The organism is Polynucleobacter sp. 39-46-10 (genome assembly GCF_002282275.1).
The window spans coordinates 1-9,141 of sequence record NZ_NCJB01000090.1 but is presented as its reverse complement, the minus strand read 5'-3'; the positions used below and the strand labels follow the sequence as shown (position 1 = coordinate 9,141).

At 44.1% G+C, this 9,141-nt stretch carries 13 protein-coding genes; 10 read left to right on the top strand and 3 right to left on the bottom strand.

Annotated elements, in window-relative coordinates:
- The first annotated feature begins 15 nt into the window (after window positions 1-15).
- From B7X71_RS08765 to B7X71_RS08745, 5 genes are all read left to right on the top strand, one after another.
- Window positions 16-393 carry an MbcA/ParS/Xre antitoxin family protein gene (locus B7X71_RS08765; protein WP_293597757.1) on the top strand — a complete coding sequence of 126 codons (378 nt, stop codon included), beginning with the start codon at window positions 16-18 and terminating at the stop codon, window positions 391-393.
- Window positions 353-1,060: an RES family NAD+ phosphorylase gene (locus B7X71_RS08760; RefSeq protein WP_293597758.1), complete on the top strand. Its 708-nt coding sequence runs from the start codon at window positions 353-355 to the stop codon at window positions 1,058-1,060. The genes B7X71_RS08765 and B7X71_RS08760 overlap by 41 nt, the downstream gene beginning before the upstream one ends.
- Before the next feature lie 248 nt (window positions 1,061-1,308).
- The gene (locus B7X71_RS08755; protein WP_293597759.1) at window positions 1,309-1,620 is read left to right on the top strand and encodes a hypothetical protein; all 312 of its coding nucleotides are present in this window, start codon (window positions 1,309-1,311) and stop codon (window positions 1,618-1,620) included.
- A gap of 68 nt (window positions 1,621-1,688) precedes the next feature.
- Window positions 1,689-2,147 carry a helix-turn-helix domain-containing protein gene (locus B7X71_RS08750; protein ID WP_293597760.1) on the top strand — a complete coding sequence of 153 codons (459 nt, stop codon included), beginning with the start codon at window positions 1,689-1,691 and terminating at the stop codon, window positions 2,145-2,147.
- Window positions 2,140-2,892 carry a nucleotidyl transferase AbiEii/AbiGii toxin family protein gene (locus B7X71_RS08745; RefSeq protein WP_293597761.1) on the top strand — a complete coding sequence of 251 codons (753 nt, stop codon included), beginning with the start codon at window positions 2,140-2,142 and terminating at the stop codon, window positions 2,890-2,892. The genes B7X71_RS08750 and B7X71_RS08745 overlap by 8 nt, the downstream gene beginning before the upstream one ends.
- An 81-nt stretch (window positions 2,893-2,973) precedes the next feature.
- Here the strand turns inward: B7X71_RS08745 and B7X71_RS08740 are convergent, their stop codons facing one another.
- Both B7X71_RS08740 and B7X71_RS08735 read right to left on the bottom strand, forming a co-directional pair.
- Window positions 2,974-3,345, bottom strand: coding sequence for a hypothetical protein (locus B7X71_RS08740; protein WP_293597762.1), 372 nt, complete (start codon window positions 3,343-3,345; stop codon window positions 2,974-2,976).
- A 41-nt stretch (window positions 3,346-3,386) separates the two neighbouring features.
- Window positions 3,387-3,614: a hypothetical protein gene (locus tag B7X71_RS08735; RefSeq protein ID WP_293597763.1), complete on the bottom strand. Its 228-nt coding sequence runs from the start codon at window positions 3,612-3,614 to the stop codon at window positions 3,387-3,389.
- A 184-nt stretch (window positions 3,615-3,798) separates the two neighbouring features.
- Between B7X71_RS08735 and B7X71_RS08730 the strand changes: the two genes are divergently transcribed.
- From B7X71_RS08730 to B7X71_RS08720, 3 genes are read left to right on the top strand one after another with little or no spacing between them, the layout of a single operon-like run.
- Window positions 3,799-4,377 (top strand): DUF308 domain-containing protein, encoded by a 579-nt coding sequence (locus B7X71_RS08730; RefSeq protein ID WP_293597764.1) that lies wholly within the window; start codon window positions 3,799-3,801, stop codon window positions 4,375-4,377.
- Between the two features lie 30 nt (window positions 4,378-4,407).
- Window positions 4,408-4,587, top strand: coding sequence for a hypothetical protein (locus B7X71_RS08725; protein WP_293597765.1), 180 nt, complete (start codon window positions 4,408-4,410; stop codon window positions 4,585-4,587).
- Between the two features lie 8 nt (window positions 4,588-4,595).
- The gene (locus tag B7X71_RS08720; RefSeq protein WP_293597766.1) at window positions 4,596-5,720 is read left to right on the top strand and encodes an acyltransferase; all 1,125 of its coding nucleotides are present in this window, start codon (window positions 4,596-4,598) and stop codon (window positions 5,718-5,720) included.
- Between the two features lie 119 nt (window positions 5,721-5,839).
- Here B7X71_RS08720 and yjgA read toward each other — a convergent pair whose 3' ends face one another.
- On the bottom strand, window positions 5,840-6,367 hold the full coding sequence (gene yjgA, locus B7X71_RS08715) for a ribosome biogenesis factor YjgA (RefSeq protein ID WP_293597767.1): 528 nt from the start codon (window positions 6,365-6,367) through the stop codon (window positions 5,840-5,842).
- Between the two features lie 113 nt (window positions 6,368-6,480).
- Here yjgA and B7X71_RS08710 point away from each other — a divergent pair, with 113 nt between their 5' ends.
- Both B7X71_RS08710 and B7X71_RS08705 read left to right on the top strand, forming a co-directional pair.
- Complete coding sequence (locus B7X71_RS08710; protein WP_293597768.1) at window positions 6,481-8,124, top strand: GMC family oxidoreductase N-terminal domain-containing protein; 1,644 nt, start codon at window positions 6,481-6,483, stop codon at window positions 8,122-8,124.
- A 37-nt stretch (window positions 8,125-8,161) separates the two neighbouring features.
- Window positions 8,162-9,046 (top strand): EamA family transporter, encoded by an 885-nt coding sequence (locus B7X71_RS08705; RefSeq protein WP_293597775.1) that lies wholly within the window; start codon window positions 8,162-8,164, stop codon window positions 9,044-9,046.
- The last annotated feature ends 95 nt before the right edge of the window (window positions 9,047-9,141 follow it).

The following is a 9,141-nucleotide window of genomic DNA, read 5'->3' as shown; positions in this document are numbered from 1 at the left end:
CATTGATCCTAAATCATGACATTAGCGCATCAAATGAGGCCAATTCCAAGTTCCGCCAGCGTGTTGGGGAAGGCAGTTATTCGAGCTGCAGATAAATTGAAGATTTCTCATGCTTTATTGTCAAAAGTCCTTGGTCTGAGCCCCCCTACGATTACGCGTCTATATCAGGGGACGTATCAATTAAAGGAAGGGGGGAAAGAATGGGATTTTTCACTCTTATTCGTACGTTTATATCGATCACTTGACTCTATCGTGAGTGATGATCAGATTGCCCATCAGTGGCTCATCAGTGAAAACCTCGGCCTTCATTCAAAGCCCATCACCTTAATACAAACAACGGAGGGATTGGTACGTGTCGTTCAATACTTGGACTCCTCACGCGGTATCGTCTGAAGCTTTTCCTTGGAGGGAGAAGGTTTGGCGAATTGTTGAGGCGCAGCATGTTGCATCAACAATGAAGTTGGTTGACGACTTACATGAGCAGCACACCCTAGAAGTATTGCTTGAGGGTAGCAAGCCAATGATGAGGCCTGGCACATCAAACTTAGATTATTTACTTGCAACCCCATTTCGCTACCATCCTAAAAGAGGGGGCTCAAGATTTCGTTCTGAAATAGACCCAGGAGTTTTTTATGGGGCAGAATCTATTCGAACTGCTGGCGCGGAATTGGGATATTGGCGCTGGCGTTTTTTAAAGGATTCATTAGGTCTGAGCTATCTAGGCCCTGTTGCACACACTGTTTTTTGCTGTGAACCATCATGCCAAGTTGTAGATCTAAGGCGCTCACCTTTTGCCCAGGGCGAGGCACTCTGGACTATTCCGGATCGCTATCTCGAGACCCAAGAGATAGCTAGAGTGGTGCGAAAGACTGATGTTCAAGCAATCATCTATGAGTCTGTGCGAGATGAGAATCCAGCTTGGTGTGTTGCCATATTGAACCCCGATGTCTTTGAGGATATTAAGCCACAAATAGATAAAAGGGTTTGGTTTTTATCGGTCACTCAAAAGTCGGTTCAACTGATAAGTCAGCAAGAATCTTATAGTTACAAATTTAACTAAAGTAATTAATAGTCTAATTTTTTAGGTTTATCAAATATACCTTCTTGACTAAATCAAACCATGTACTAAAGATGGTTTTTTTGCTTCGTTAAAATTTTCAATACAAAATTATTTTTTCATCGTGCATGGGCTCTGTACTGTCTCATCATGAATTGCAGCAATTTTTTTATTTACTCACATCGCTTGAGTCTTGGTCACTAATTCTATTAAGGAGATCGACATGACGTAACTATCAAAAGGAGTTTGTTATGTCACGTACATTTAGAAGAAAGAATCAGCAGCATGACTATGAGTGGGTCTTAATCGACTGGAAATCCCATATTCCAGGAGTCCGATCTCCGCGTCATGATCCACGATCTGTATTGGGTCGAAAAGCGATTGCACGCTATCACTCTGACAGTCAGATGACGATAAGCGGTACTGCGCCGCGCTGGTATCGCAAGGTATACGACCATCGACTACGTACCCGGAATAACCGACAAATAAGCAAGTGGGTTAGAGATCCAGAATTTGATCCAGTCTTTGGGGTATCCCATCGGCATGATGCTAATTACACTTAGCGGTAATGCCTTATTTAATGTTTCTTAAAGTTTACAAAATACATAATTTGTATATAATAAGAAACATTATGAACAATTCATTGCTAACTCAGCAGCTTGATTTAGGTGCAAAGATTGCCTCCCAAAGGAAGGCATTAGGTGTACGCGCTCAGTCTGCAGCTAGGTCAGCGGGGATTTCACGGGTGACTTTGCATCGAATTGAAAAGGGTGAAACCTCTGTTAGCTTGGGGGCGTATTTGCAGGTTTGCAATGCGCTTGGGCTCCATTTGGGGATCTTGACTGGAGATGAGGGGCAGCCAACAAATTCATTGGTACTTGAAGATCCGCATATTCGGATTGGCGATTACCCGCAGCTGACAGCTTTGTCCTGGCAGTTAGACGTCAACACACTTATTACTGATGAGCAGGCTAGGGGAATTTATGAGCGCAATAAACGCTTCTTAGATATGCAGCAAATCGATAGTCATGAACGAGCTCTAATGCAAAGATTGATTGCGGAAAAAGGAATGGAGAATTTACTTGTTTAAGCGCGAGCATCATCAAAAAATTTTCGAGGTTCTTCAAAGACTGGATGCTCAAGCCCTTAAAGATCATGCCTGTTATTTTGGTGGTGGAACTGCAATTGCTTTAATGAATGGAGAGTATCGAGAATCGGTAGATATTGATTTTTTAGTTTCGGATCTCATAGGTTATCGAGCTCTACGGGAATTGCTAACGGGGCCAGAGGGAATTGCAGCCATTACAAAAAGTGGTAGAGAATTGGTTTTAGCTCGTGACATTCGCACAGATCAATACGGTATTCGAGCCATGCTACGTGTTGGGGAAGTCAATATTAAGTTTGAAATTATCTCAGAAGGGCGTATTGCCTTTGATGCCCCTAAAGACAAGGACTGCGTTGGAGATATTGCCACTCTATCAAGAGTAGATTTGGTGGCTAGCAAGCTTTTGGCGAATGCAGACCGATGGAGTGACGATAGCGTCTTTAGCCGAGATGTAATTGATCTAGCGATGATGAAAGTACATAAAAAAGAACTGCATCAAGCGACTGAAAAAGCAAGGGCTGCTTATGGCGATAGTGTTCTTATCAGTCTAAAAAAAGCAATTGATCGGCTGCTTACAAAAGAGGGCTTGCTGGATGGTTGCATTACAGCAATGAGGATTTCAGTGCCAAGAGCCGTGCTTTGGCAAAACCTAGAGAACCTAAGAACGATAACGTCTACTAATATGGTTGATGAAGGTAAAAAACGTGTCAATTCAGGTGATATCAGATAAAAAGCTTAATTCATTCATGGAGCAAGATTTGCCTGAGATAAATCCTGTATTGGATTATCTTAAGGATAAGTAAGGCCAGCCTTAAAACTGAAATTCTCTGTAATGCCTATACAAATTAGCAATCGATGCAAAGCCTAGAACTACTATCAACACGGCAAACAGGTAGTCAATTGTCAGATAAGTAAACACACCTGTTTGAATGGCAACAGCTGCGGCCACGAAGGCAGCGATTGCGCCTAGTACCACTAGCTTGAAGTTCGGGATAAATGCACCCAAGGTTATGGCAACAAATAGCAGAATGAGTTCTGAAACCAGTTGATCCGCCATTAAGAAGATCCCGTTGGTGAACTCAGGATTGGTTAACTTACCAACAATCGCGAGCACCAAAATGCTCCCCAGTACTGCAAAGTTGAGTTTTGCTTTCTTGAGAATCGTGAGGAGTTGATCATTCATGATGGTGGCGAATTCCTAGTTTTTTATTCTCTTAGCTACTCTTAATAATTAGGACTGCCACTGAAAACCAAGCTGATACCAAGCCACAATAGGATGAAGGCAATCAAAATAGTGAAACCAATCTTTTTAAGGAAGTATTCCAAGCTATCCATATAGGCTTCATCGTTGCGACCAAAGTACTGGTCAAAACGCTTCCAGACCAGTCGACCTACGACTAGAGGTAACAACATGGCAACAATGCCGAGCACAACGGTTAATGTAGTGTCCATCTAAATTGAATACTTTCTTATGCTGGTGGCGAGTTAACTGGCCATATAAAAGAAGTAAGAATACCCGTTTTTCCAGGCCAAGCAGTGCGTTTAAGGACTTGATTAGCCTTATTGATGCTCTAAAACCCTGAGATAATAGGCGTACTAGAGTTTTTAATAACTAATTTTCTTCGAAAGCCTGCAAATGACTGATTTATCCCTGACGCAAATTAAAGAAATCCGCGCTGCAGTTCTGGGCGCAGCTGCAAAAGTGCCTGGCGCACTCATTGGCATGGGAATTGTGTTTATTGCCTTAGGGATGATTGGCGTTGCTGGCCAGACATTGTTTTCATTTGTCACTATTAATGTGCTGGGTGCATTCTTGATTTTTGGTGGCGCAGTGCAATTTGCGCATGCCCTCAAATCCACTGGCTGGAAGAGTGTCGGCATTCAAATAGTTTTAGCGGTTTTGTATATCGCAACTGGCATCTACACTTGGGCCTTTCCAATTCCTGCTCTAGAGGCTATTACCCTCTGGCTTGCCGCCATCTTTTTTGTGACCGGCTTTCTACGTTTGATCTCCGCATTTCAGCACCGTCATTTCCGTGAATGGTTCTGGTTGGTATTGTCTTCTGCGATTTCTATCTTGATGGGTGTTCTCATCATGAATGGCTACCCAGAAAGTAGTTTGTGGTTACCTGGCCTACTCATCGCAATCGAACTACTCTTACAAGGCTGGTCATTGCTTTTCTTGGGCCTGGCTGCACGTTCATTGACAAAGTAATCCCGGGATCCATTTAGGAGCTTAATCACGATGACAATGAAAAAAACAGATCTCTATAAGAACTTAGCTTTGACCACGGCACAGCGCATGAAAAATGCTGCTAAGACGCCAAAGCCTGGCGCTGCAGAACGTATTGCAAAAACAAAAAAAGAGCTTGCTAGTAGTAATCCCATGCTCACTTCTTTGATGGGTAAGACAAAATCCAAATAATTGTTTAATTGTTTAATTGTTTAATTGTTTGGTTTGAGTCCCGCCCCATCTCTGTTTTGAAGCACGCCCAGCCCATTTTCTTGATAGACCTTCTCAAGGTCTTTGCAGCGCTATTGATCATTCTGCATCACCTATCGAGTTATGGTCAGATTGCAGAAGATGCGCGAGCATTCTTGCCGGGTGTGATGAATTTCTTATTTGAGTATGGTCGCTATGGAGTACAAATCTTTTTAGTCATGGCAGGCTATCTCGCAACCCAGTCACTCACACGATTTGCCAATGCGAAATTCAGTAGCCAGAATTTATTGCGCGTCATCATCAATCGCTATTTACGCCTGTTTGCGCCTTATATTGCTGCTTTGATTTTTACTATTCTGTGTGCTTGGATTGCGCGCTTTTGGGTCAATGATGAGTTCGTTGGGGAGCAAGAAATGCTCAGTCAGTTCCTGGCGCATCTTTTTTTCTTGCAAGGCATATTGGGGCTTGATTCTATTTCTGCTGGTGTTTGGTATGTGGCGATTGATTGGCAGTTGTATTCAGTACTAGCGGTATTGCTGATGACTTTTTCTTCTTACCAAGCTTTGATTTGGTTCATCAGCATTATGGCGACTGCTTCTTTGCTGTACTTCAATCGCTCCAATCAATACGAGGCCTACTTTATTTACTTTATTGGCTCATACAGCCTTGGTGTATTGGCTTATCTTGCCAAGAACTTTGCCAATCAGAAGCTTCAAGGCTTAGCTAAGTTTGCACTCATTGCTATTGGGGTGATTATTGCGATCTCCACATTGCATGACGTGTGGTTACGCAACTTCTTGGCTTGGTTTGTGGCTTTGCTTTTATTCGTATGGGGCAACTCTAGCTATCCAAGTCTGGGTGTAACAAGCTCAAAAGCAAAAGCATTTCTATTGCGCACTATTGTTTGGGCGAGCCCGCGCTCTTACTGTGCTTTCTTGATTCACTTTGCCTTTATTTTGCTAGCGAATACGCTTTACATTGCTTCTGGAGTGCATGCTCAAGAGAGCGGTCTAATTGCAATTAGCTTAATGCTGGGGGTTGTGGTGTGCAGTGCTATTACCGCCAACTATATGTATCGCTGGGTAGAAATGCCTTCGGCGAACTTGAAGATTTAATACGCATCTCGCCATTTTGTGTGGCGTCAAAAATTCAACAAGCTTTAATTAAATCAATCACCTAGGATCTTCTGAAGAGTAGAAACTAGCCCCCGAAGAGCTTAGTATGTCTCAGGATTTTAAATGCCCATGTCTTTTAAGACGCGGAAGATTTCTCGATAAGCCTTAGGGGGTTTATTGGCCTCTTTTTCTTTACGGGCATTACGGATGAGTGTGCGCATATTCTGAATATCCATATCGGGATATTGCTCAATCATCTTAGTAAAGGTTTCATCATTCGCAATCAAGCGATCACGATAAGATTCTAGATGATGCAGTTTTGCAGTTTCTGCCTTGCTAACACCCTGAATTGCATCCAAGCGCTTTTGAATCGCATCAAGCTCCTCTTCATCTAAAAAGCGCATGAGCTTGCCAAGGTATTGCTTGTGGCGACGTATGGCTTCAAAGCTTTTGATCTTGTTGGTTTCTGCAATAGCAGCCTTAATGGCCTCATCTAGGGAAATAGTCTTTAAGGCATCGCTACTAAGCGCTGCCAGAACCTCAGCCAGTTTTTGGCGCTCAGTCATCTGGCGCTTTAGCTCGGATTTACTTGGGCCCTCATCAAGATCTTCTTTCTTGGGGGTGCGGTTCTTTTCATTGACATGCATAGGTCCATTTTAGACGGGTATTTGCCATTTTTTGCCGAATTGCTCAATTTCTTCGTATTGCAAGATTTGGTAAATAATAGAGTTTAAAAATTGGCATCTATAAGAGTGGACACATGAGTACAACAAGTCATCAAGACGCATACGACTACATCATCATTGGCGCAGGCAGCGCAGGTTGCATGCTGGCTAAGCGCCTAACTGAGAATCCTGCCAAACGGGTGCTGTTGATTGAGGCTGGCAAGAACGACAACTACATTTGGATACATGTGCCAGTTGGCTATTTATATTGCATTGACAATCCAAGGGCAGACTGGCGCTTTAAGACCGCTGCTGAAAAAGGTCTAAACGGACGCTCACTGCTATATCCGCGCGGTAGAGTTTTAGGTGGCTGCTCTTCTATCAACGGCATGATCTATATGCGTGGTCAGACGGGTGACTATGACTCCTGGGTGACTGCAACTGGCGATGATTCGTGGTCCTGGGAAAACGCATTGCGTCGCTATAAATCGTTTGAGGATTATCACGGCGCTGCTAATCAGTGGCATAGCAAAGGCGGTGAATGGACGGTTTCTAAACAGCGCTTGCGTTGGCCCATCATGGATATCTTTAGGGAGGCAGCCGTACAAGCAGGCATCCCATCATCAGATGATTTTAACCAAGGTGATAACTTTGGAGTGGGTTATTTTGATGTGAGTCAGCGCAAAGGTTGGCGCCTCAATACATCCAAAGCATTTTTGCGTGATGCTGCCAAGCGATCCAACCTCACGGTAGTTACTGAAGCGATGGTCAATACATTATTGATTGATTCGAATAGCAAAGATTGCTACGGAGTTCAATACATTAAGGATGGCAAAACCATCGATGTGCATTGCACCGCTTCTGGTGCTGCCAATCAAGGCGAAGTGATTCTGAGTGCAGGTGCCATTGGCAGCGTGCAGGTTCTAGAACGCTCGGGTGTTGGATCAGCTGCGCATCTCAATAAGCTGGGCATCCCCGTCATCGCAGATTTACCAGGCGTAGGAGAAAACTTACAAGACCATTTACAATTGCGCATGATCTACAAGGTCAATGGCATTAAGACTCTCAATACCAAAGCGAACTCTTTGCTTGGCAAGCTGTTAATTGGTATGGAGTATGTGTTTAAGCGCTCTGGCCCGATGTCGATGGCACCATCGCAGCTAGGTGCTTTTGCATACAGCTCACCTGAGCAGCCATCGGCCAATGTGGAATATCACGTGCAACCATTATCACTAGAAAAGTTTGGTGAAGATTTGCATTCTTTTAATGCGATTACCGCGAGCGTTTGTAACTTGCGACCAACATCTCGCGGTAGTGTGCATATCAGCTCGATCGATCCAGAAGTGCCCCCAGTGATTGCACCCAATTATTTATCGACCGATGAAGATCGCAAAGTGGCCGCCGACTCATTGCGTCTCACACGCAAGATTGTGGAAAGCCCAGCGCTCAAGCCATACACGCCAGATGAGTACAAGCCAGGTAAGCAATATCAAAGTGATGAAGAACTCGTCAAAGCTGCTGGAGATATTGGTACAACGATTTTTCATCCAGTAGGCACCTGCAAGATGGGGCGCGATGATGATCCGATGGCAGTGCTGGATTCAAAATTACGAGTTCGGGGTATTCATCATCTGAGGGTGGTTGATGCCTCTGCGATGCCAACAATTACTTCTGGCAATACTGCGGCACCTACGATGATGATTGCGCAACGCGCCGCTGAATTACTGACTGGTGAATAGTTCACAAGCTCTGCGCGATCATCAGTCGCACAATCAATTGCCAGTCAGTCATTTACTTCTGGCTTTAGGAATTGTGGCGGTATGGGGCACTAACTTTGTAGTTATTAAAAATAGTCTGGCTTCTTTCCCACCGTTTTACTTTGCTGCATTACGCTACATCTTTGTTTTGTTGCCTTTTGTATTTTTTCTACGCAGACCCAAAGTGTCGTGGGTTAATTTGTGTATTTATGGTTTGGCAACTGGGGTAGGGCAGTTTGGGGTGATGTATTACGCAGTCAATAGTCAGATTTCACCAGGCTTGGCTTCATTGGTAGTTCAGACGCAAGTTTTCTTTACGATTGGTTTTGCAATGCTCTTTGCTAAAGAGGGGCTCAAGTCTTATCAAGCAGTTGCAGTTGCAATTGCCATGATTGGCCTTGGAATTATTGCGCTGCATACTGATGCCACAACCACTTTCTTGGGTTTGGCCTTAGTGGTATTTGCCGGTTTCTCCTGGGGTGTTGCTAATACAGTAAGCCGCAGGGCAGGTGCCATCAATATGCTGTCTTATGTTATTTGGGCAAGCGCATTCTCTATACCTCCATTACTACTTGTTGCACTCATCTTTGAGGGCGGTGCCAGTCATTTATGGGAAATAACCCTGGCAGCCCCTATGGGAGCTTGGGTCGGTGTACTTTGGCAGTCCTGGGCGAACACCCTATTTGGATATGCAGCTTGGGGCTGGCTCCTCTCGAAGCATCCAGCAGCTGTAGTGGCTCCCGCACCCTTGCTAGTACCCATCTTTGGCATAGGGGCATCTGCCTTCTTTTTGGGTGAGGCTTTGCCAGCTTGGAAAGTCGAGGCCGCAAGTTTGGTTATTGCCGGTTTGGTGGTCAATCTTTTCTGGCCTACATTACGAGAACAAAGTCGTAAGTTTTTTTAAAACGACTTTTATTGCTAGTGGCTAATGTAAAACCCTAATACAAAGCTCTTTTTTTGCCCCAAGATTGACAGTAAGATGGCTATTCGTTTTAGGTT